Here is a 21,958-nt window from a genome sequence, read left to right on the forward strand (position 1 = left end):
TCGCAGAAAGAAGTGCTGGAGCACTTCTTTCTGCTCACGAGCGCGTCAGCGCACCCGCACCAGCGCGAACGCCTCCGCGGGCAGGGTCAGGGAGGCGTCGGCGACGTCGACGCCGGAGGGGGCGGAGAGCACCTCGCGGGCGGCCACCGGCAGCGTCGCCGGGGACCCGCCCAGGTTCACCGCCAGGCGCAACGTCCCCCGGTGCACGACGAGCGTCCGCGCCTGCGCGTCGTGGTCGACGCGCACCGGGGCGAGGTGCGGGTCGGTGAGCTCGGGGTGGGCGCGGCGCAGGGCGATCAGCTCGCGGTAGACCCCGAGCAGGGCCGCGTGGGGCTCGCGCGACGGCTCCGACCAGTCCAGCTTCGACGCCTCGAACGTCGCCTCGGCGGTGGGGTCGGGCACCTCCTCGGCGCCCCAGCCGTGCTCGGCGAACTCCTTGGTCCGCCCCTCGCGCACCGCGACCTGCAGCTCGGGGTCGGAGAAGCCGACGAAGAACGCCCACGGCGTGCGGGCGCCCCACTCCTCGCCCATGAACAGCATCGGCGTGTACGGCGAGCAGAACACCAGCGCCGCCCCGCAGCCCAGCAGGCCCGGGGAGAGCGTCGCGGAGAGCCGGTCGCCGCCCGCGCGGTTGCCGACCTGGTCGTGGTCCTGGAGGTAGGCGAGGAACCGGTGCCCGGGGGTGCGCAGCAGGTCGACCGGGCGGCCGTGGACGCGGCCGCGGAACGTCGACCACGTGCCGGCGTGGTGGAACGGGTGGTGCAGGACCTCGGCGAGCGTGGCCAGGTCGCCGAAGTCGACGTAGTAGCCCTGGGTCTCGCCGGTCAGCGTCGAGTGCAGCGCGTGGTGGACGTCGTCGCACCACTGCGCGTCGAGGCCGTAGCCGCCGGCCTCGCGCGAGGTGATCAGCCGCGGGTCGTTGAGGTCGGACTCCGCGATCAACGTCAGCGGGCGGCGCAGGTGGGCCGAGAGCGACGCGACGTGGTCGGCCATCTCCTCGAGCAGGTGGGTGGCGCGGGCGTCGCGCAGGGCGTGCACGGCGTCGAGGCGCAGGGCGTCGACGCCGTAGTCGCGCAGCCACATGGTGACGTTGTCGAGGATGTAGGCCCGCACGGTGTCCGAGCCGGGCCCGTCGAGGTTGAGCGAGGGCCCCCACACGTTCTCGCCGAGGAAGTACGGCCCGAACCGGTCGAGGTAGGCGCCCGACGGCCCGAGGTGGTTGTAGACGACGTCGAGCACGACGCCCAGGCCGCGGGCGTGGCAGGCGTCGACGAACCGGCGGAACGCCGCGGGCCCGCCGTAGTTCTCCGTGACCGCGTACCAGAGCACGCCGTCGTAGCCCCAGCCGCGCGTGCCGTCGAAGGCGTTGACCGGCAGCACCTCGACGAAGTCGACGCCCAGCTCGACGAGGTGGTCGAGGCGCTCCTCCGCCGAGGCGAACGTGCCCTCGGGCGTGAAGGTCCCGACGTGCATCTCGTAGATCACCGCGCCGGGCAGGGACCGCCCGGTCCAGGCGGCGTCGGCGGGGGAGGGCTCGACCTCGACCAGCCGCGACGCGGCGTGCACCCCGTGCGGCTGCCAGCGCGAGCGCGGGTCGGGCAGCGGGTCACCGCCGTCCAGCGAGAAGGCGTAGTCGGTGCCCGGGCCGGCCTCCGGCACGCTCGCGTGCCACCACCCGTCGGTCCCCGCCGTCATCGGTTCCGTCCGTCTGTCCGGACCACCCAGGACCAGCCCGACCGACGTGCGGTCGGGGGCCCACACCGCGAACTCGTGCGCCACGGGCCCGATGTGCCCGACGGGCCGGTCGCGCATGCGTGCTCGCCGCCGACCATGATGGTCGGCGGGTGCGACGCCACCCACACGAGCCCACACGGCAGCCCGCACACGGATCGACCCGGCAGGACGGCGCAGGAGGGAGGAGGCGATGAGCTCGGAGCCCCTCGCCGACACGGCCGACCTCCTCGCCGGCGGGGGCCGGGTCGGCGCCGACATGGCGGGCGTGGACTGGTCCGCGACCCCGGTCGGGACGCCCGAGCGCTGGCCGACGGCCCTGCGCACCGTCGTGCGCATGCTCCTGACGTCGCGGTTCTCCATGTGGATGGCGTGGGGCCCGGACCTGACGTTCTTCTACAACGACGCCTACTGGCGCGACACGCTGCAGGCCAAGCACCCGTGGGCGCTGGGCAAGCCGGCCCGCGAGGTGTGGTCGGAGATCTGGGCGGACGTCGGGCCGCGCGTCGCCTCGGTCCTCGACACCGGGGTCGCCACCTGGGACGAGGACCTGCTGCTCTTCCTCGAGCGCAGCGGCTACCCGGAGGAGACCTACCACACGTTCTCCTACAGCCCGCTGACCGACGCCGAGGGCACCGTCGCCGGGATGCTGTGCGTGGTCACCGAGACCACCGAGCGCGTCATCGGCGACCGGCGGATGGCGACGCTGCGCGACCTCGCGACCGCGATGGGCTCGGCGCGGTCGCGCGACGACGTGCTGCGGGCGGTGCGGGGAACGCTCGCCGAGAACGACCGGGACCTCCCGTTCGCGCTGGTCTACCTGCTCGACGAGGACACCGGCGAGGTGCGCCTGGCCGCGAGCGCCGGCGCCGAGCCCGGATCCCCGATCGCCCCGACCGACCCCGCGGGCGGCGCGGCACCCTGGGCGGCGGGGCCGGTGGGGGAGCCGGTGGTCGTCGACGACCTCGCCGCCCGCTTCGGGGACGCGGTGCCGCGCGGCGCCTGGGACAAGCCGGCCGAGCAGGCGGTGCTCGTCCCGCTGGCCGCGGCGCCGGGCACGGGACCCGAGGAGGACACCGCGGGCCTCGCCGGCTTCCTCGTCGCGGGGCTCAACCCCCACCGCCCCCACGACGATAAGACCGCGAGCTTCCTGCAGCTGCTCGGCGGGCAGATCAGCGCGGGCCTCGCGCACGCGGGCGGGTACGAAGCCGAGCGCCGGCGGGCCGAGGCGCTCGCCGAGCTCGACCGCGCCAAGACCGAGTTCTTCTCGAACGTCAGCCACGAGTTCCGCACCCCGCTGACCCTGATCATGGGGCCGGTCGAGGAGCTGCGGGCGGCCCCGGACGTCGACCCCGAGCGCTGGCGCGCCGAGCTCGAGGTGGTGCACCGCAACGGCCGGCGCCTCGGCCGGCTGGTCAACAGCCTGCTCGACTTCTCGCGCCTCGACGCCGGGCGGCGCCGGGCGCGCTACGTGCCCACCGACCTGGGCCCCGCCACCGAGGAGCTCGCCGGGCTGTTCCGGTCGGCGATGGAGCGGGCCGGGCTGTCCTACGAGGTCGCCTGCCCGCCCACGGGACGCCCGGTGCTCCTCGACCGGGCGGCGTGGGAGCAGATCGTGCTCAACCTCCTCTCCAACGCGCTGAAGTTCACGACGGCGGGCCGGGTGTCGGTGCGCGTCGAGACCGCCGGGGACGCCGCGGTGCTCCACGTCGCCGACACCGGCGTCGGGGTGCCCGCCGACGAGCTACCCCGGCTGTTCGAGCGCTTCCACCGCGTCGAGGGCGCGGGCGGGCGCTCGGGCGAGGGCAGCGGGATCGGGCTCGCGCTGGTCCGCGAGCTGGTCGGGCTGCACGGCGGCGAGGTCACCGCGACCAGCGAGTTCGGCGCGGGCACCACGATGACCGTGCGACTGCCGTTCGGGCGCGCGCACCTGCCCGCCGACCGCGTCGTCGACGTGCTCGAGCCGGTGCCCGACACGGCGGCCGCCCCGTCCGCGGACGCCGAGTCGTTCGTCGCCGAGGCCATGCGCTGGCTGCCGGAGGGCGACGAGGCCCACGAGGCCCACGAGGGCCACGACGGTCACGCCGGCGAGCCGGAGGCGTCGGCCGGCACGCGCGGCCGCGTGCTCGTCGCCGACGACAACGCCGACATGCGCTCCTACCTGCACCGGCTGCTCGCCCCGCGCCACGCGGTGCGCCTGGTGTCCGACGGCGAGGAGGCCCTGACCGCGGCGCTCGCCGACCCGCCCGAGATCGTCGTCTCCGACGTCATGATGCCGCGCCGCGACGGCCTCGAGCTCCTCGCGGCCCTGCGCGCCGACGAGCGCACCGCGCGGGTCCCGGTGCTGCTGCTCTCGGCGAGGGCCGGGCAGGAGGCCGCCGTCGAGGGCCTCGCCGCGCAGGCCGACGACTACCTGGTCAAGCCCTTCACCGCCCCGGAGCTGCTCGCCCGCGTCGACGCGCACCTCCGGTTGGGGCGGGCGCGGCGCCGCGCGGAGGCCCGGTTCACCGCGATGGCCGACCTCGCGCCGGCGATGATCTGGGTAGCGGACCCCGACGGCGGGCGCACCTTCCACAACACCGGCTGGCGGCGCTTCACCGGGCGCGCCGACGCCGACGACCGCGGGACGCGGTGGCTCGCCGGCGTCCACCCCGAGGACCGGGCGCGCTACCGGGCGGTGCGGGACCGGGCGATCCGCGCGGGCGAGGGCTGGGAGGCCGAGTACCGCCTGCGCCGCGGCGACGGGGCGTACCGGCGTGTCGCCGAGCACGCCGTCGCGCTCCCCGGCGACGGCGGGGTCACGGGCTTCGTCGGGAGCTGCGTCGACGTCCACGCCCGCTGGCTCGAGGCCGAGCGCCAGCGGCTGCTCGCCCGCGTCGGGGCCGAGCTGGACCGTGAGCCGGAGGTGTTCGACCGCCTGGAGCGCCTGGTCCTGCTGCTCGTCGAGGTCGGGCTCGCCTCCCGCGCGGCGGCCAGGGCCCTCGACGACGACGGCAGGCCCGGGGACGGCCGGGAGGCGAACCGGCCGGCCGCGACCACCGACGGCGGCGCGGCCCCCGGCCTCGCCGCGCCGGCGGCGGCCACCGCGGTCCCGCTGTCCGCCGGCGCCGTCGGCGACGCCGAGCAGCGCGCGCTGGAGGGGCGCACCGCGGTGACCGAGGCGGGCGTGTTCCACCTGCCGCTCGTGGTCCGCGACCAGCCGGTCGCCCTGGTCACCCTCGAGCGGGGGGACGGCGCGCCGGGGTGGAGCGACGACGACCGCGACCTCGTGGAGGAGATCGGCGCGCGCGCCGCCCTGGCCCTCGACAACGCCCTGCTGCTGGCCGAGGAGCGTGCCACCGCCGCGCGGCTGTCGCTGCTGCAGCGGGCCACCACCCAGCTCTCCGCCGCGGCCACGCCGGTCGAGGTCGCCGAGGTGACCGTCGGGCACCTGCGGGCGCTGTTCGGCGACGGCGCCCGGGTCGTCGTCTTCGAGTACGACCCGCGCTCGGGGGCCCTCGCCCCGCTCGCCGCGGAGAACGTCGAGGCGCCCGTCGTGGGCCCCGAGCGCGCCGCCCCGACGCTCGTGGGCGCCGCGGTCGACAGCGGGGAACCGCTGTGGCTGATCGGCGGGGAGGACGGCGCCGAGAGCGACCACCAGTCGCTGCGGACCCTGATGCGCGAGCAGGGCATCCGCGGCGCGATGGCGCTGCCGCTCGTGGCCGCGGGGGTCACCGTCGGGGCGATCGGGGTCGGGCTGCCCGACCGCGCCCGCATCTCCCACACCGAGCGCAGCGCCCTCGTCGCGCTCGCCGAGCCGTGCGCGATCGCGCTGGACCGGGCGCGGCTCTACCGCGCCGAGCACCAGATCGCCGACACCCTGCAGCGCAGCCTGCTGCCGCAGGGCCTGCCGACCCTCGACCGCGTCGATCTCGCGGTGCGCTACCTGCCCGGCGCCACGGGCACCCAGGCCGGTGGCGACTGGTACGACGTCGTGGACCTCGGCGAGCACCGCATCGCCGTCGCGGTCGGGGACGTCGTCGGGCAGGGCACCGCCGCCGCGGCCGTCATGGGCCAGCTGCGCACCGCGCTCTCGGGATACCTGCTGGCCGGGCACGGCCCCGCGGAGGCCCTCGGGCTGCTCGACGGCCTGACCTCGCGCATCCCGGGCTCGCAGGCCTCGACGGCGATGTGCCTGATCCTCGACACCGTCACCGGCGAGCTGCGCCACGCCCGCGCCGGGCACCTGCCGGCCCTCCTCGCGCCGGGCGACGGCTCCCCGGCGTCCTTCCTCGACGACCCCGCCGGCCACGGACCGCTGCTGGGCCTGCCGCCCGGGCTGCGCGACCACGGCGAGGCCGTCACCACCGTCGACCCCGGGACGGTGCTCGTGCTCTACACCGACGGGCTGGTCGAGCGCCGCGACGAGGCCCTCGACGAGGGCTTCGAGCGCCTGCTGAGCTCGGCGGAACGCCACCGCGACGCCGACTGCGCGACGCTGGCCAGCGCCCTGCTCGCCGACCTCGGCACGCGCACCGACGACGTCGCGCTCGTCGTCGCCCGCCTCGTGCCGCCGCCGCTGGAGCTCGTCCTGGCCGCCCGACCCGACTCCCTCGCCGTCCTGCGCCGCCGCACGGCGCGGTGGGGGCGGGCCGCCGGGATCGGGGAGGGCCCGCTCGGCGACCTCCAGCTCGCCCTCGGCGAGGCCGCCACCAACGCCATCGAGCACGGCTACCGCGACGACGACGGCTCCGGGCAGGTCGAGGTGCGCCTCGCGCGGTGCGAGGAGGGGTCCGTCGAGGTCCACGTGGTCGACCACGGCTCGTGGCGCCCGGTGCCCGACGACCCCGGGTTCCGCGGGCGCGGGCTCGCCCTGCTGCGCGAGGTGTCGCGCGACGCCACCGTCACGCCCGTGCCCGACGGCGGCACCCAGGTCGTCTTCCGCGTCCCGCCGGGGGAGCCCGAGGACGTCACCGAGCCGCGGGTGCCCGACGGGCGCTCCGTCGGCCGGCCGGCGCGGATCGAGGTCCGCGACGACGAGGACGGGCGGCACGTGGTGCTGAGCGGCGACCTCGACCTCGCGGGCGCCGAGGCCTGCCGCGACGCGGCGGACGGGGCGCTCGGCGACGGGGGGACGGTCGTGATCGACCTGCGCGACGTCGGGCACCTCGCGAGCGCCGGGGTCGGCCTGGTGCTGCGCGCGCTGCAGGAGGCGCGCCGGCGCGGCGTCGCCGCCCGGCTGCGGACCGCGCCGGGCAGCCCGGCCGCCCGCGTGCTCGCCCTGGCGCTGCCGGGCGAGGACCGCCCGGAGCCCTAGCCGCCCGCCCGCCCCAGCCCGGCCTCGCGCGCCCGCACGATGGCCTCGGCGCGGTCGGCGACGTGCAGCTTCGTGAAGATCGCCGAGACGATGTTGCGGACGGTCTTGGGCGACAGGAACAGCGCCGACGCGATCTGCGGGTTCGCCCGCCCGGCGGCGACGAGGTCGAGCACCTCGCGCTCGCGGGCCGTGAGCTCGGGGAACACCTCGACCGTCGCCTGCCGCGGGGCGAGGAACTCCACCACCCGGCGGGCCAGCGCCGGCCCGAAGATCGCGTCGCCCTCGGCCACCGCGGTCACCGCCCGCACGATCTCGTCCTTCGTCGCGCCCTTGAGCAGGTACCCGCTGGCGCCGGCGCGCAGGGCGGCGAAGACGGTCTCGTCCTCCTCGCTCATCGTCAGCACGACGACGCCGACCGACGGGTCGGCGTCGACGATCCGCCGGGTCGCGGCGATCCCGTCGAGCTCGGGCATGCGGACGTCCATGACCACGACGTCGGGGCGCAGGGCCGCCACCGTCTCGACGGCCGCGGCGCCGTCGGTCGCGGTGCCCACCACCTCGAGGCCGTCGACCGTGGCCAGCAGCCCGGCCAGGCCGTCGAGGTAGACGGGGTGGTCGTCGGCGAGGACGACGCGGATGTCGCTCACGGGCCCTCCAGGGGGATCTCGGCGGCGACGACGGTGCCGCCGTCGGGCGGGCACGACACGCTCGTGTGCCCGCCGAGCTCGGCCGCGCGCTCGCGCAGCGACAGCGTCCCCACCCCGGCGACGACGTCGGCGCCGATGCCCCGCCCGTCGTCGGTGACGGTGACGACGAGGCCTCCGGGCCGGCGGTCGAGGACGACGGTCGCGCGGGTCGCGCCGGCGTGGCGGACGACGTTGGTCATCGCCTCCGAGGCGATCCGGAAGGCCGCGACCTCGACGGCGGCGGGCAGCTCGCCCGGCTCGCCCTCCACGCCGATCTCGAGCTCGTCGCCCGAGAGCCGCCGGGCCTGGGCGCGCAGGGCCCCGGAGAGCCCGAGCTCGTCGAGGGCGGGCGGGCGCAGGTCGTGGACGAGCCGGCGGACGTCGCTGAGCAGGGCGCCGACGTCGGCGACGGCCTGCGCGAGCACCCCGTCGGCGGCCGCGGGGTCCTTCGCGGCGAGGCCGCGGGCGGTCTCGATCCGCAGGGTCACCGCGCCGAGCCCGGGGCCGACGCTGTCGTGCAGGTCGCGACGCAGCCGCCGGCGCTCCTCCTCGCGCGCGGTGACGAGGTCGACGCGGGCCTGCTGGAGCGACGCCGACAGCGCGCCGGCCCGGGCGGCCCCCGCGGCCTGGCGCAGCAGGTCGCCGAGCAGGCGCTGGTCGGCGTCCGAGAGCCGCCGTCCCTCCGCGACCGCGACCCGGCCGATCGTCTCGTCGCGGTAGCGGATCGGGAGCGCGACGGTGGGGCGGTCGGTGTGCCCGTGCTCGACGACGGCCTGCGCACCGTCGGCGCGGTCGATCTCGACGCGCACGTAGGGCAGCCGGAACGCTTCGGCCACCGAGCGCGCGAGCGCGGCGAGCTGCTCGCCCGGCGCGGCCGCGGTCTCGAGCCGCCCGGCGAGGGTGGCGACGGCGGCGTAGGGGTCGTCGCGGGAGCCGCGGGTCAGGCGGCGGGCCGCGCGCCAGAGGCGGCTGCGCAGCGGGGTGTAGAGCACGGCGACGATCGCCACCGCGAGCAGCGCGGAGTCCCGGTCGCCGAACGCCGCCCCGGCGACCAGCAGCACCAGCCCGTCGACGGCGAGCACCAGCACGCCGAGGGCGAGGGCGACGACGGTCGTCGGCAGCAACCGGTCGATCTCGTAGAGCCGGTGGCGGGTGATCGCGACGACGACGGCGGAGCTCGTCACGGCGATGCTGACGATCACCCCGATCATGAGCCACGCGGGGGGCAGGACCTGGACGACGGCCATCGCGACCGCCGAGACCGCCCCGGCCCACACCAGCCAGCGCATCTGCAGGCGACGCTGCCCGCGCGCCGTGCGGTAGCGCGCGGCCACGACGACCAGGGCCAGGAGGAGGCCGACCGCGGGCAGGTGGCGGGCGACGGCGAACACCGTCGGCCAGCCCGGCAGGTCCACGGTCAGCTGGTCGAACGGCAGGGCCGCGATGGGTGCCGGGGTGGCGCCCCCGGAGAAGGCGCGGGCGACGTCGGCGGGCACGAGCACGGCGACGAGCGGCATCACCGCCGTGGCCGCGACCCCGGCCACCGCGACGGCGCGCCAGCCCCGTGGGCGCGGCAGCCGGCCGTCGGGGAAGAGCACCATCAGCAGCGGCAGACCGACGATCGCGAAGGCGCCCCAGCGGTATCCGAGGTGCAGTCCGAGGACGGCGCCCGGGAGCTCCGGGTGCCGGTGGACGACGAACACCATCCAGGCCGACGCGAGCCCGCCGATCAGCCACACGACCCCGGAGACGACGAGCACCCACGCGACGGGGTGGCGGGGACGGTCCCGCAGCACGAGCAGACCCGGCAGCAGCTGGGCGACGCCCGCCACCGCGTTCGGCCACCCGGCCGCGGTGTCGATCGACCGCGGCAGCGTGAGACCGCGTCCCGCGACGTCGAGGACGACGGCGAGCGCCCCGAGCAGGACGGCCACGGCGCCGGCCAGGGCGAGCACCGCGGGGCGGTGGCCGGACGGCGCCCGGTCGGCGCCGTCGGGGGGCGGTGTGCCGGCGGCGTCGGTGGGGTCGGTGGCATCGGTGGCGTCCCCGGACGCGTCGACGCTGGTCGGGGGCGCCGTCGGGGGGTGTGTCTGCGACTCGCCGACCCGCGTGGCCATGACGTGATCGTCGCAGGTCGGGCCCGCGCTGTCGGGGGTCTCGCGTCCCGGGCCGTGTCCCGGGTCCTCGGGACACGGTCGGGACCGGCACGGGGCGCGCGGCCCTGGGGCGGGGGACCGGTCCCGGCGCATCGTTCTCCCCGTGCAGGCCGACAGCCGCCGGAGCCCGAGTCACGCGGCTCGCCGGCCCGACCGACCCCCCGTCGACCACTTCTCCCGGGAGCCCGCCATGACCAGCATCCGCACCACCCCCGCCCGTGTCCGCACCGACGCCGCCCCCGCCGCCGCTCCCGCCCCGGCCGCCGTCTCCCCGACCGCGCCGACCGAGGCCGTCCCGACCGTCGGCTCCGCGCCGGGCTCCGGGAGCCCGGGGGTCCGTGCCCCCGGAGAACGTGGCCTGCGGGCTCTGGGGGCCGGCCTCGCCGCCGGCTCGGCGTTCTTCGGCGTCGCCTGGCTGGTCCTCGGCCCGGTCGCCGACGTGGGCAGCTTCGCCATCGACGCCGGCGGCATCGCGTTCCAGGCCGGCGTGTTCTGCCTCCTGATCGCGCTCTGGCGCACCCGGGGCACCGGGATCGGCCGGTTCGGCCGCGGCGTGCTCGTCACCGAGGCCGTCCTGCTCGCCGTCGCCACCGTCCAGTCGTTCGCCGCGGCCGCCGCGCGGGGTGGACAGTGGGGCACCCTGGCCACCGTGCTCGACCCGTCCTGGCCGCTGTCGATGCTCGGGATGGTCGTCGTCGGCATCACCGTCGCGGTCGTCGGCCGCTGGCGCGGGGCGCTGCGGGTGTGGGCGCCGGTGGCCGGCTCGTGGCTCGTCGTCGGGCTCGTCGGCGGGATGCTGCTGCCCGCGTCGTTCCAGGGCATCGTGATCGGCGGGCACTTCCTCCTCGGCTACACCGTGCTCGGCCTGCTGCTCGCCGTGCGCCCGGAGCTGACGCGGCGCTGACCGCCGCGTCCGGATCGACGGACCCCGTCGCTCGGGTGGACCGAGCGACGGGGCCCTTCGGTCATCTCACGTTCCCGCGCCGCCGGACAGGGGCAACCGATCGGCATGGAGTACCGCACTCTCGGACGGTCGGGCCTGCGGGTCTCGACGATGACCATGGGCACGATGACGTTCGGCGGCAAGGGCGGGTTCTCCAAGCTCGGCGCCACCGACGTCGAGGGCGCCACCCGCCAGATCGACCTGTGCGTCGACCACGGCGTCAACCTCGTCGACACCGCGGACATGTACTCCGCGGGCGTGTCCGAGGAGATCGTCGGGCAGGCGACGAAGCACCACCGCGACGACCTGCTGATCGCCACCAAGTGCCGCTTCCCGATGGGGGACGGTCCGAACGAGGCCGGGGCGTCGCGCCAGCACATCGTGCGCAGCGTCGAGGACAGCCTGCGCCGCCTCGACGTCTCGCACATCGACCTCTACCAGCTGCACGGCTGGGACGGCGTGACGCCGCTGGAGGAGACGCTCGAGGCGCTGGACACGCTGGTCAGCAAAGGCAAGATCCGCTACATCGGCTGCTCGAACTACTCGGCCTGGCACATCATGAAGGCGCTCGGCGTGTCCGAGCGCGAGCACTACCAGCGGTTCGTGTCCCAGCAGATCCACTACACGCTGCAGGCGCGCGAGGCCGAGAACGAGCTGGTCCCGGTGTCGGTCGACCAGGGCCTCGGCATCCTGGTGTGGAGCCCGATCGCCGGCGGTCTGCTCTCGGGCAAGTTCCGGCGCGGCCAGGACGACCCGGAGACCTCGCGCCACCTCGGCGAGTGGTCCGAGCCGCCGGTCCACGACCGCGAGCGCCTCTACGACGTCATCGAGGTCGCCGCGGAGATCGGTGACGCGCACGGCGTCTCGGTGGCGCAGGTGGCCAACGCGTGGCTGCTGCGCAAGCCCGGCGTCACCTCGCTCGTCATCGGCGCGCGCACCGAGGAGCAGCTCACCGACAACCTCGCCGCGGCCGAGCTCGCGCTCACCGACGAGGATGTGCGCCGCCTCGACGAGGTCTCGGCGACGCCGCTGCTCTACCCCTACTGGCACCAGAAGAACACGATCACCGACCGGCTCTCGCCGGCGGACGCGACGCTGCTGGGCTGACCTCGCCTCCCGGGGCTCCCCGCTCCGGGGGCGTCCCGCGAGGACGGCCTGCGTTCGTCCGGGTCGTCGGCCCTGTCCTCCGGGCCGGGAGGGGCGGCACGCTGTCGGGACTGCTCGACCGTCCCCGCCCGGAGGCCGCCGTGTCCGTCCCGCCGACGCTCCACCACGTCACCTCCGCCGACGGCACGCGGCTCGCGCTCGAGCGGGTCACCGACGGGCCCCGCCCGCTCGTGACCTTCGCCGGCGGCCCGACCGGCCGCGCGGTGTGGGCGGCGACCGCCCGGGCGCTCGACGGGCGGTTCGCCGTGTGGCTCGCCGACCGGCGCGGCAAGGGCGACTCGGGCGACACGCCGCCGTACTCGTTCGACCGCGAGCACGAGGATCTGCGCGCCGTCGCGATCTGGTTCGACGGCGAGGCGGTCCTCGCCGCCCACTCCTCGGCCGCGGTCTGCCTGCTCGGCGCGGCCGCGGGTGGGCTGCCCGCGTCGGCGCTCGTCGTCTACGAACCGCCGTGGCCGCTCCCCGGCCGCGACGACCCGACCGAGGCCCTCGACGCCATGGACGCGCGGCTCGCCGCCGGTGACCCCGAGGGCGCGCTGGAGATCGGGCTCGTCCGGCTGGTCGGCATGCCGCCGCCCGCGGTGGCGGGGATGAAGCAGGCACCCGGCTGGGCCGAACGCGTCGCGAACGCCCACACCTGGTCCCGCGAGGGTCGGGAGCTGGAGCGCCTGGCCGAGGGGACCGACGCCCTGCGCGACGTGCGGCTGCGCGCCGTGCTGCTGCTCGGGGAGCAGAGCCCCGAGCACCTGCGCCGGTCGACCCACGCCGTCGCCGAGGCGCTGCCCGACGCCACCGTCGTCGACCTGCCAGGCCAGGGGCACGCCGCGCTGCAGACGGCGCCGGACCTCGTCGCGGACGTGCTCCTGCGGCACCTCTGACGCCGCGCACGGTCCGGGCGCTGATCACGCCGACCCCTGACCCGGGTCACACTCCGCGATCGTCCATCCTGGGCGGGCGACGAGGAGGAGGCGCCGGTGCCCGGTCGACGCACGGCGAAGGCCGTCCAGCACGAGGAGAACAAGCGCACGATCGTCGAGCTGACCGCGTGGATCACGGTCGCCGCGGCGATGCTCGTGGTGGCGCTGCACGCCGGCATCTCCGCGTCGTCGACCGCCGCCGACGTCCCGCGGGTCACCACCGCCGAGTACCGCTGAGCGGCGCGTGATCGAGCTCTGGAACATCTCGCGGGCGCTCGGCCTCGTCGCGCTCCTGCTCCTGGGCGTCGTGCTCGCGCTGGGCGCGCTGCACAACACCTCGCTGACCGAGCTCCTCGGCCAGGCGCTGCCGCGGTTCGTGCTCGTCGCGCTGCACCGCAACCTCGCGCTGATCACCGTGGTGTTCGTGGCGCTGCACGTCGTGACGGTGCTGGTCACGCCGTACCTGCCGCTGCGCTGGTACCACGTCGTGGTCCCGGGGACGGCGTCGTTCAACCCGTGGCCGGTGGGGATGGGGGCGCTCGCGCTCGACCTGCTGCTCGCCGTGGTGATCTCGTCGGCCCTGCGGAAGTACCTGTCCAAGCGCGCCTGGCTCGTCGTGCACTGGACGTCGTACGTCTGCTTCCCGGTGGCCGTCGCGCACGCCGTCGCCAACGCCTCGCTGCGCGGCGGGACGTGGTGGACGCTCGTGGTGCCGCTGGTCGCCACGGCGCTGGTCGTCGCCGCCCTGCTCCACCGCCGCACCGCGCGCCGGCGCCCGGCGTCGGTGCCGCTCGCCGACCGCGGCCGCACCGACCCCGCCGAGGCCCGCAAGGCCGCCGACCACGCCACCGGCGCCCAGCTCGTGGTGCGCGGCGAGGGGCCCGAGGTGGCAGCGAACGCGCCGTTCGCTGCCTCTACGCGCACGAACGCCCCGTTCGCGGCGCCTGCGGAGAGCGACGCGGGCGAGGACGAGGGCGAGGACGAGGGCGGGGCCGGGCGCGGCGAGGTCCTCGAGATGCGGGTCGTGCCCCGACCCTCCGAGGAACCCGGCGCGGCTGCGGGAGCTGGACGGCCCGGCCGCCACGCCGCCGACCCCGACGACGACGCGAGCGACGACGCGAGCGACGACGCGAGGGACGACGCGAGCGACGACGCGCGCACCGACACCCTCGGCGGCCCCGAGGCCCCGACCGTCGCCCTGCCCGCGCGTCGCCGCCGCCGCTGACCGGGTCCCGGGTCGCGGTTACTGGCTCGTATCGCTCGCCGGCCGAGAGATACCAGCCAGTAACCGCGGGGACAGGCGCAGCGCGGGCGCGCGAACGGGGAGTTCGCGCGCCTAGAAGCCGCGAACAGCCCGTTCGCTGCGATCCCGGCGAGCCTCAGCGCGGGTCGACCACGTCGCCCGGGTCGCTCACGCCGGCGGCGTCGGCCGCCTCGTCGTCGGCGACCGCGGCCTCCGCGCGCATGCGCTCGAGCTCGGCGATGAGGGTCTTGGCGTCGTAGGGCCCGAGGTGGCGCTGGGGCACGGCGTCGCCGGCGGCCAGGTAGAACGTCGGCGTGCCGGGCAGGTCGCTGCTGCCGGCGTCGATCTCGTCGTCGGCGACGTGGTTGTGCGGGCCGCCGTCGCGCAGGTCCTCCTCGATGCGGTCGACGTCGAGGCCGAGCTCCTCGCAGTAGCGCAGGAGGTCCTCGTGCTCGAGCGCGTCGGCGTTGGCGAAGAACCGGTCGTGGACCTCCCAGAACCGCCCCTGCCGGGCCGCGGCCTCCGCGACCTCGGCGGCGTCGCGGGCGTGGGGGTGGAACTCCTCGAGCGGGAAGTGGCGGAACACGTAGCGCATCTCGTCACCGAAGTGCTCGCGGACCTGGCGGATGTTGCCGGTCGCCTTGCCGCAGAACGGGCACTCGAAGTCGCCGTACTCGACGATCGTCAGCGGCGCGTCGACGGGGCCGCGGACGTGGTCGCGGTGCACGTCGACGGGACGCAGCAGGTCGCGTGAGGGCTCCTCGGGCAGCGACGACCGGCCCGCGCGGAACACCAGCGCGCCCAGCCCGAGCGCGATCAGCGACGCCGCGAGCACCCCGACGCGGGCCTGGTCGGCGAGGGCGTCGTCGTCGAGGGCGAGGTCGACGATGAACAGCGAGATCGTGAACCCGATGCCCGAGAGCGCCGCCCCACCGGCGATCTGCGGCATCGTCAGCCCGGGGGCGAGGCTGCCGGGGCGCAGGCGGTGCAGGATCGCGGTGGCGCCGGTGATGCCGACGAACTTACCGGCCACGAGCCCGATCACGATGCCCCAGGTCAGCGGGGACGTCGCCGCGGTGCGCAGCGTCTCGGCGGTCAGGGGCACGCCCGCGTTGGCCAGCGCGAACACCGGCACGATGATGAACGCGCTGTAGGGCTGCCAGAGCCGCATGAGCCGCTCGTTGACCGACACCGCGCGCTCGAGCCCGAGCCGGGCGCTGCGCGCGTACTCGGGGTTGGGCGACTGGCGGAACGCGCGCGCGAGCGCCGCCGCCCGTTCGACCTCCTTCCGCTTCGGCGGGTACACCGGCAGCAGCAGGGCGATGAGCACCCCGGCGAGGGTCGCGTGCACGCCGGACTCGTAGAGCGCCACCCACGTCACCACGGAGACGACGAGGTAGCCGCCGCCGCGCCAGACCCGCAGCCGTCGCAGCTGCCAGATCAGGAGCAGGCCGGCGACCGCGACGAGCAGCGGGACGATGTTCAGCTCGTCGGTGTAGACGAGCGCGATGATCGCCAGCGCGCCGATGTCGTCGGCCACCGCCAGGGTGAGCAGGAAGATCCGGAGCCGCTCGGCCCGGCCGGGACCGATCACCGCCAGCGCCCCGAGCAGGAACGCCGTGTCGGTGGAGATCACGACGCCCCAGGCCGCGGCCTCGGGCCCCGACGGGTTGAGGAGCAGGAACAGCACCGCGGGCAGCGCCAGGCCGGCGACGGCCGCGGTGAGCGGGACCGCCGCCTTCGACCGGTCCCGCAGCTCGCCGAGCGCGAACTCGCGCTTGACCTCCAGGCCGACGACGAAGAAGAACAGCGCCATGAGGCCGTCGTTGACCCAGTGCTGCAGGTCGAGGTCGATCGACATCCCGCCGAACGAGATCGCCAGGTGCGTGTGCCAGAACGCGTCGTAGGTGGCGCCCCACGGCGAGTTCGCCCAGGCCAGCGCGAGCACGGTCGCACCGAGCATGAACACCGCCGCGAGCGACTCGCTCGAGTCGCCGCGTCGGGCCTCCGCGATCCGCTCGAGGACGCCGTGCCACCGGGGACGGTTCTCCGTCACGTCGGTCATGCGGGGAAGTCTCAGGCAGGGCGGACGAGCAGCGCCACGGGGTAGCGGTCGAGGAGCTGTGTGAGACGTGGCGCACCACCGTCGACGGCGCGCCCGGTGACGACGTCGGTCCAGTCGTCGGCGCCGCCGGGCAGCGGGAGCACCGTGTCACCCCAGCCGCCCGCCGCCTGCAGGCCGACCGGCAGCCGGGTGGCGACGGCGACCAGCCGCTCGCGCCCGGCCGGGCCGCCGCGGGCGAAGGCGAGCGCGTGGTCGGCGGCCGTCCCGGACGCCGGCAGCGGCGTGTAGCCGTCGAACAGCTCGGGCCGGAAGCGGCGCAGGCGCAGGGCCGCCACGACGACCGCGAGCTTCGTCGCCGCGACCTCGTCGGGGTCGTCGGCGTCGACCGCCGGCGACCACCCACCGTCGAGGCGCTCGAGGAGCCGGCGGCGCAGCCCGAAGTCGACCGGGCGCCGGTTGTCCGGGTCGACCAGCGAGTACTCGAAGAGCTCGGTGCCCTGGTAGACGTCGGGGACACCGGGCCCGGCGAGCTGCAGCAGCTTCTGGCCCAGCGCGTTGGAGCGGCCGTGACGGTCGATGCTCGCGACGAACGCCTCGATCTCGGCGACGGCGTCCGCGTCGGCGAGCACCTGGCCGGGCCAGGCCGCGATCGCCTCGTCGACCTCGGGCACCGCGTCGACGTGCGCGGTGACCAGCTTGGCCTCCTTCGAGGCCTTGGTGAGGTAGCCGGCCAGGCGCTCCTCGGTGAGCGGCCACGCCCCGAGCACCGACTGCCACGCCAGCAGCTCCAGCGACGGCGAGGGCAGGGGATGGCGCGCCGACGCCGAGCGCAGGAACGCGCCCCACTCGGCGGTGAGCTCGGAGAGCACCGCCAGGCGGGCCCGGACGTCCTCGCTGCGCTTGGTGTCGTGGGTCGAGAGCGTGGTCATCGTCGCCGGCGTCGCGGCGTCGCGGGCGGCGGCCTTCGTGTGGAACTCCCGCGGCGACACCCCGAACCGGTCCGGCGCCCCGCCGACCTCGTTGAGCGCGACGAAGCGGTTCCACCGGTAGAAGGTGGTGTCCTCGACGCCCTTGGCCGTCACCATGCCGCTGGTCTGCTCGACCCGGCGGGTGAGGTGGCCGTCGGGCTCCGCGGTCATCGCCGCGTGGATCCGGCGGACGATCTCGGCGAGCTCGGGTCGCGCGGTGGCCGCGGTGTCGACGGCGCGGTCGAGCGCGTCGCGGCCCTCGGGCAGGTAGGAGCGGTAGACCGGGTAGGCGCCGAGCAGCTCGGCGACCGCGTCCTGCACCTTCGAGGGGTCGTCGCCGCCGTCGCCGTCACCCGGCACCAGCGCGGCGATCCGCGTGACCTCGGCGACGAGGATCTCGTCGGTGACCAGGCGCTTCGCGACGTGCTCGGTGACCGACAGCGCCTCGCGCGCCCCGGTGTGCTGCGCGGACACGGCGTCGATGAGCGCCTCGCCGCGCGGGTCGACGAACAGGCCCTGGACCTCGCGCAGCGCCTCGTACCCCGTGGTGCCGTCGACGGGCCAGGACAGCGGGAGCGCCTCGTCCGGGCCGAGGATCTTCTCGACGAGCAGCCACGCGGTCTCGCCGAGCGCCGCACGCAGCCGCCGCACGTAGTCGCCCGGGGTGGTGAGCCCGTCGGGGTGGTCGATGCGCAGGCCGTCCAGCTCGCCCGCGGCGCGCCAGCGCAGCACCTCGGCGTGGGTGGCGTCGAAGATCGCCGGGTCGTCGACGCGGACGGCCGCGAGGTCCGAGACGTCGAAGAAGCGGCGGTAGGTCAGCTCGGCGTTGCCGCGCCGCCAGTGCACGAGCCGGTAGTGCTGGCGCTCGTGCACCTCCTGCGGTGTGCCGTCGTCCCCGGTGCCCGGGGCGACCGGGTAGCGGTGCTCGTAGTAGTGCAGCTCGGTGCGGTCGTCGGAGAGGGTGAGCTCGTCGATGGCCTCGGGGGAGCCGAGGACGGGGATGAGCAGCGGCCGGGCGGTGAGGTCGGTGAGGTCCGCGTCGTACCAGTCCGCGTAGGGCGAGTCCGCCCCCTCGCGCAGCAGCGACCACCACGACGGGTTGGCCGCGGGCACCGCGACGCCCATGTGGTTGGGCACGAGGTCGACGAGCACGCCGAGCCCCGCCGCGCGCAGCGTCGCCACCAGCTCGCGCCGGCCCTCCTCGCCGCCCAGCTCGTCGTTCGCCCGCGTCGGGTCGACGACGTCGTAGCCGTGCATCGAGCCGGGGGAGGCCTGCAGGATCGGCGAGCAGTACAGCGCCCCGACGCCGAGCCCGTCGAGGTAGCCGACGAGGTCGCGCGCGTCGGCGAAGGGCTGCGCCGGGGAGAGCTGCAGCCGGTAGGTGGACGGCGGGATCATCCCTGCTCCGTCACGTCGGTGCGCTGCAGCAGGAGCATCGACCGCGAGGTGACCGTGAGGACGTCGCCGCCCACCTGGTCGTCCAGGCTGTCGGGCAGCGGCGGGGTGTTCCAGGTCTGCGCGGTGCGCGTGGTGCCCACGACCACCTCGCCGGTGGTGGTGTCGAGGACCGTGGCCCAGCGGTGCGGGAAGCCCGCGCCGGGCAGCGTCACCTCGACGTCCTCGTGGTGGGCGTTGAAGATCACCAGGAAGGTGTCGTCGACGACCCGCTGGCCGCGCGGGTCGCTCTCGAGGATGCCGTCGCCGTTGAGGAAGACGGTGAGCACGGCCGCCTCGCCCGACTCCCAGTCCTGGTCGGTCATCTCCTCGCCCGACGACGTGAACCAGGCGATGTCGCGCTGGACCTCGGCGTCCGGGGCGCCGGCGGCGGGCCGGATCGGGCGGCCGTTGAAGAAGCGGCGCCGGCGGAAGACCGGGTGCGACGCGCGGAGCTCGGAGACCTTGCTCGTGTAGTCCATGAGCTCGGAGTCGGCCTTCTCCGGCGACCACTCCATCCAGGAGATCTCGGAGTCCTGGCAGTAGCCGTTGTTGTTGCCGTACTGCGTGCGCCCGATCTCGTCGCCGTGCAGCAGCATCGGCACACCCTGGGACAGGAAGAGCGTGGCGAGGAAGTTGCGGCGCTGCCGCTGGCGCAGCTCGAGGATCGCGGCGTCGTCGGTGGGGCCCTCGACGCCGTGGTTCCAGGAGTTGTTGTCGTCGGCGCCGTCCTGCCCGCCCTCACCGTTGGCCTCGTTGTGCTTCTCGTTGTACGAGACGAGGTCGTTGAGGGTGAAGCCGTCGTGGGCGGTGACGAAGTTGACCGACGCGTAGGGCCGGCGGCCGTCGTCCTGGTACAGGTCGCTCGACCCGGTCAGCCGCGACCCGAACTCGCCGAGCGTGCCCGGGGTGCCGCGCCAGAAGTCCCGCACGGTGTCGCGGTACTTGCCGTTCCACTCGGTCCAGCCGGGCGGGAAGTTGCCGACCTGGTAGCCGCCGGGGCCGACGTCCCAGGGCTCGGCGATGAGCTTGACCTGCGAGATCACCGGGTCCTGCTGCACGAGGTCGAAGAACGTCGAGAGCCGGTCGACGTCGTAGAACTCGCGGGCGAGCGTGGCCGCGAGGTCGAACCGGAAGCCGTCGACGTGCATCTCGGTGACCCAGTACCGCAGCGAGTCCATGATCAGCTGCAGGGTGTGCGGCTGCCGGACGTTCAGCGAGTTCCCGGTGCCCGTGTAGTCCATGTAGTACTGCGGCTCGTCGTCGACGAGACGGTAGTACGCCTGGTTGTCGATGCCGCGCATCGAGAGCGTCGGGCCCTGGTGGTTGCCCTCGGCGGTGTGGTTGTAGACCACGTCGAGGATGACCTCGATGCCCGCGGCGTGCAGGTCGCGCACCATCGCCTTGAACTCCTGCACGTGCGCGCCGGGCGCCGGGCTGCCCGTGATGCCGACGCTGGCGTAGCCGAAGTGCGGGGCGAAGAAGGCGATCGTGTTGTAGCCCCAGTAGTTGCGCAGCTCGCGCTGGACGAGGGCGTCGTCGTGCACGAACTGGTGCACGGGCATGAGCTCGATCGCCGTGATGCCGAGGCGCTGCAGGTGCGCGATGACCGCCGGGTGCGCCACCCCGGAGTAGGTGCCGCGCATCTCCTCGGGGATCTCGGGGTGGAGGTACGTCAGGCCCTTGACGTGCGCCTCGTAGATGACGGTGTCGTGGTACGGCGTGCGCGGCGGGCGGTCGTCGTGCCAGTCGAAGAACGGGTTGATGACCACGGACTTCGGCACGTGGGGCGCCGAGTCGTCGTGGTTGGTCTCGTCGGCGTCGTCGAAGTGGTAGCCGAACAGGGCCTCGTCCCACGCGTAGGTGGTGCCGAGCGTGCCGTCGAGCGCTTTCGCGTACGGGTCGATGAGCAGTTTGTGGCTGTTGCAGCGCTGGCCGTGCGCCGGGTCGAGCGGGCCGCGCACCCGGTAGCCGTAGCGCTGGCCGGGCACGATGCCGGGCAGGTAGCCGTGCCAGACGAAGCCGTCGCGCTCGGGCAGCGCGATGCGGGTCTCCCGCCCGGCCTCGTCGAACAGGCACAGCTCGACGCCCTCGGCGACCTCGCTGAACAGCGCGAAGTTGGTCCCGGCGCCGTCGTAGGTCGCGCCCAGGGGGTAGGACGTGCCGGGCCAGGGCTGCATCGGGCCTCCGTGTGTGGGGGGTGAACGCGGACGGGGTGCCCGAACGTGCACGCCGAGAATACGGGCCGGGAGCGACGACCCGTCCCGGCCGACGCCGGCCTCGCTACCATCCCCGCCGTGGCGACGGTCTTCACCAAGATCATCAATGGCGAGATCCCGGGACGTTTCGTCTGGTCGGACGAGCAGGTGGTCGGGTTCCTCTCCATCAACCCCCTCGGGCCCGGCCACGTGCTGGTCGTGCCGCGGGAGGAGGTCGACCAGTGGATCGACGCCCCCGACGGCCTGTTCGAGCACGCCATGGGGGTGGCGAAGACGATCGGGACGGTGATCCGCGACACCTGGTCGCCGCCGCGCGTGGCGCTCATGATCGCGGGGTTCGAGGTGCCGCACCTCCACGTGCACGTCCACCCCGCGTGGGGGCTGGAGGCGTTCGACTTCTCCCAGGCCGAGAGCGACCCGGACCCCGCCGAGATGGACCGGCACGCCGAGTCGATCCGCGCCGGGCTGCGCGCCGCCGGCCACGGCGCCGCCGTCCCGGACGCCTGACCGCGCCCGATGCAGCTGCTGCTCGTCCGCCACGCCGAGCCTCTCGCGGCGACCGCCGAGCCGGGGGCGGCGGGCGCCGACCCGGCCCTGTCCGCGCGCGGGCAGGAGCAGGCCGAGCGCTTCGCGACCTGGCTCGCCGACGCCCCCGACCGCGACGGCGTCGCCGAGATCGTCACCTCGACGATGCGCCGGGCCCGGGAGTCCGCGGCCCCGGCCGCGCGCCTGCTCGGGGTCCCGGAACCGGTCGCCGTCGACGACCTGTGCGAGTTCGACCGCGGGCGCGGGTCCTACCGGCCCGTGCACCTGCGCGACGACGCCGACGAGGACTGGCAGGCCATCCGGTCCGGCGTGTTCCCGTCGTACGTCGACGGCGCGGCCTTCACCGCGCGCCTCGCCGGCGCCCTCGACGCGGTCGTGGCGCGCCAGGACCCGCGGGCCACGGCCGTCGTCGTCTGCCACGCCGGCGTGATCAACACCTACGTCACCGGGATCCTCGGCATCGACCGCCCGCTGACGTTCCCGCTGCACCACACCTCGGTGACGCGCGTGCTCGTCTCGCGGTCGGGCGCCCGCCGGGTGAGCTCGGTGAACGAGACCCAGCACCTCGCCGGGCTGCTGTGAGGTCG

At 75.4% G+C, this 21,958-nt stretch carries 14 protein-coding genes; 8 read left to right on the forward strand and 6 right to left on the reverse strand.

The genetic code is table 11. From position 1 onward, the window contains the following. Positions 1-45: 45 nt before the first annotated feature. The gene (gene treZ, locus PH190_RS07410) at positions 46-1,812 is read right to left on the reverse strand and encodes a malto-oligosyltrehalose trehalohydrolase (protein ID WP_274230858.1); all 1,767 of its coding nucleotides are present in this window, start codon (positions 1,810-1,812) and stop codon (positions 46-48) included. Positions 1,813-1,924: 112 nt separating this feature from the next. Here treZ and PH190_RS07415 point away from each other — a divergent pair, with 112 nt between their 5' ends. After that, positions 1,925-7,027 (forward strand): ATP-binding protein, encoded by a 5,103-nt coding sequence (locus tag PH190_RS07415; RefSeq protein ID WP_274230859.1) that lies wholly within the window; start codon positions 1,925-1,927, stop codon positions 7,025-7,027. Here the strand turns inward: PH190_RS07415 and PH190_RS07420 are convergent. Beyond that, the gene (locus PH190_RS07420; protein WP_274230860.1) at positions 7,024-7,674 is read right to left on the reverse strand and encodes a response regulator transcription factor; all 651 of its coding nucleotides are present in this window, start codon (positions 7,672-7,674) and stop codon (positions 7,024-7,026) included. The two genes, PH190_RS07415 and PH190_RS07420, sit on opposite strands and share 4 nt — an antisense overlap. Then, a complete protein-coding gene (locus tag PH190_RS07425) occupies positions 7,671-9,830 on the reverse strand; it encodes a sensor histidine kinase (protein WP_274230861.1) in 2,160 nt (719 codons plus the stop codon). Before PH190_RS07425 ends, PH190_RS07420 begins: the two co-directional genes overlap by 4 nt. 229 nt (positions 9,831-10,059) lie before the next feature. On the opposite strand from PH190_RS07425, the gene PH190_RS07430 reads away from it, so the two are divergent. The 5 genes from PH190_RS07430 to PH190_RS07450 all read left to right on the forward strand — a co-directional run bounded on the left by PH190_RS07430 (position 10,060) and on the right by PH190_RS07450 (position 14,121). After that, complete coding sequence (locus PH190_RS07430) at positions 10,060-10,773, forward strand: hypothetical protein (protein WP_274230862.1); 714 nt, start codon at positions 10,060-10,062, stop codon at positions 10,771-10,773. A 105-nt stretch (positions 10,774-10,878) separates the two neighbouring features. Further along, positions 10,879-11,919: an aldo/keto reductase gene (locus PH190_RS07435; RefSeq protein WP_274230863.1), complete on the forward strand. Its 1,041-nt coding sequence runs from the start codon at positions 10,879-10,881 to the stop codon at positions 11,917-11,919. A gap of 140 nt (positions 11,920-12,059) precedes the next feature. Further along, positions 12,060-12,857: an alpha/beta fold hydrolase gene (locus tag PH190_RS07440; protein ID WP_274230864.1), complete on the forward strand. Its 798-nt coding sequence runs from the start codon at positions 12,060-12,062 to the stop codon at positions 12,855-12,857. A 96-nt stretch (positions 12,858-12,953) separates the two neighbouring features. Further along, a complete protein-coding gene (locus tag PH190_RS07445; protein WP_274199534.1) occupies positions 12,954-13,133 on the forward strand; it encodes a hypothetical protein in 180 nt (59 codons plus the stop codon). A 7-nt stretch (positions 13,134-13,140) separates the two neighbouring features. Further along, the gene (locus PH190_RS07450; RefSeq protein ID WP_274230865.1) at positions 13,141-14,121 is read left to right on the forward strand and encodes a ferric reductase-like transmembrane domain-containing protein; all 981 of its coding nucleotides are present in this window, start codon (positions 13,141-13,143) and stop codon (positions 14,119-14,121) included. A gap of 154 nt (positions 14,122-14,275) precedes the next feature. Here PH190_RS07450 and nhaA read toward each other — a convergent pair whose 3' ends face one another. Genes nhaA through glgX form a run of 3 tightly spaced genes read right to left on the reverse strand, consistent with a single transcriptional unit; the run spans position 14,276 to position 20,786 of the window. Then, the gene (gene nhaA, locus PH190_RS07455) at positions 14,276-16,204 is read right to left on the reverse strand and encodes a Na+/H+ antiporter NhaA (protein ID WP_274230866.1); all 1,929 of its coding nucleotides are present in this window, start codon (positions 16,202-16,204) and stop codon (positions 14,276-14,278) included. Between the two features lie 11 nt (positions 16,205-16,215). Beyond that, positions 16,216-18,570, reverse strand: a complete 2,355-nt coding sequence (gene treY / locus PH190_RS07460) for a malto-oligosyltrehalose synthase (protein ID WP_274230867.1) — start codon at positions 18,568-18,570, stop codon at positions 16,216-16,218. After that, positions 18,567-20,786, reverse strand: coding sequence for a glycogen debranching protein GlgX (gene glgX, locus PH190_RS07465; RefSeq protein ID WP_274230868.1), 2,220 nt, complete (start codon positions 20,784-20,786; stop codon positions 18,567-18,569). Before glgX ends, treY begins: the two co-directional genes overlap by 4 nt. 117 nt (positions 20,787-20,903) lie before the next feature. On the opposite strand from glgX, the gene PH190_RS07470 reads away from it, so the two are divergent. Both PH190_RS07470 and PH190_RS07475 read left to right on the forward strand, forming a co-directional pair. Then, complete coding sequence (locus PH190_RS07470; RefSeq protein WP_274230869.1) at positions 20,904-21,332, forward strand: HIT family protein; 429 nt, start codon at positions 20,904-20,906, stop codon at positions 21,330-21,332. Between the two features lie 9 nt (positions 21,333-21,341). Further along, positions 21,342-21,953 carry a histidine phosphatase family protein gene (locus tag PH190_RS07475; RefSeq protein ID WP_274230870.1) on the forward strand — a complete coding sequence of 204 codons (612 nt, stop codon included), beginning with the start codon at positions 21,342-21,344 and terminating at the stop codon, positions 21,951-21,953. The last annotated feature ends 5 nt before the right edge of the window (positions 21,954-21,958 follow it).

The organism is Actinomycetospora straminea (assembly GCF_028737255.1).
Classification (GTDB): Bacteria; Actinomycetota; Actinomycetes; order Mycobacteriales; family Pseudonocardiaceae; genus Actinomycetospora; species Actinomycetospora straminea.

Coding starts and splice junctions, on each gene's coding strand:
- PH190_RS07425 (WP_274230861.1), bottom strand. CDS start 9,830: ATGGCCACGCGGGTCGGCGAGTCGCAGACACACCCCCCGACGGCGCCC.
- treZ (WP_274230858.1), bottom strand. CDS start 1,812: ATGCGCGACCGGCCCGTCGGGCACATCGGGCCCGTGGCGCACGAGTTC.
- glgX (WP_274230868.1), bottom strand. CDS start 20,786: ATGCAGCCCTGGCCCGGCACGTCCTACCCCCTGGGCGCGACCTACGAC.
- PH190_RS07415 (WP_274230859.1), top strand. CDS start 1,925: ATGAGCTCGGAGCCCCTCGCCGACACGGCCGACCTCCTCGCCGGCGGG.
- treY (WP_274230867.1), bottom strand. CDS start 18,570: ATGATCCCGCCGTCCACCTACCGGCTGCAGCTCTCCCCGGCGCAGCCC.
- PH190_RS07435 (WP_274230863.1), top strand. CDS start 10,879: ATGGAGTACCGCACTCTCGGACGGTCGGGCCTGCGGGTCTCGACGATG.
- nhaA (WP_274230866.1), bottom strand. CDS start 16,204: ATGACCGACGTGACGGAGAACCGTCCCCGGTGGCACGGCGTCCTCGAG.
- PH190_RS07430 (WP_274230862.1), top strand. CDS start 10,060: ATGACCAGCATCCGCACCACCCCCGCCCGTGTCCGCACCGACGCCGCC.
- PH190_RS07475 (WP_274230870.1), top strand. CDS start 21,342: ATGCAGCTGCTGCTCGTCCGCCACGCCGAGCCTCTCGCGGCGACCGCC.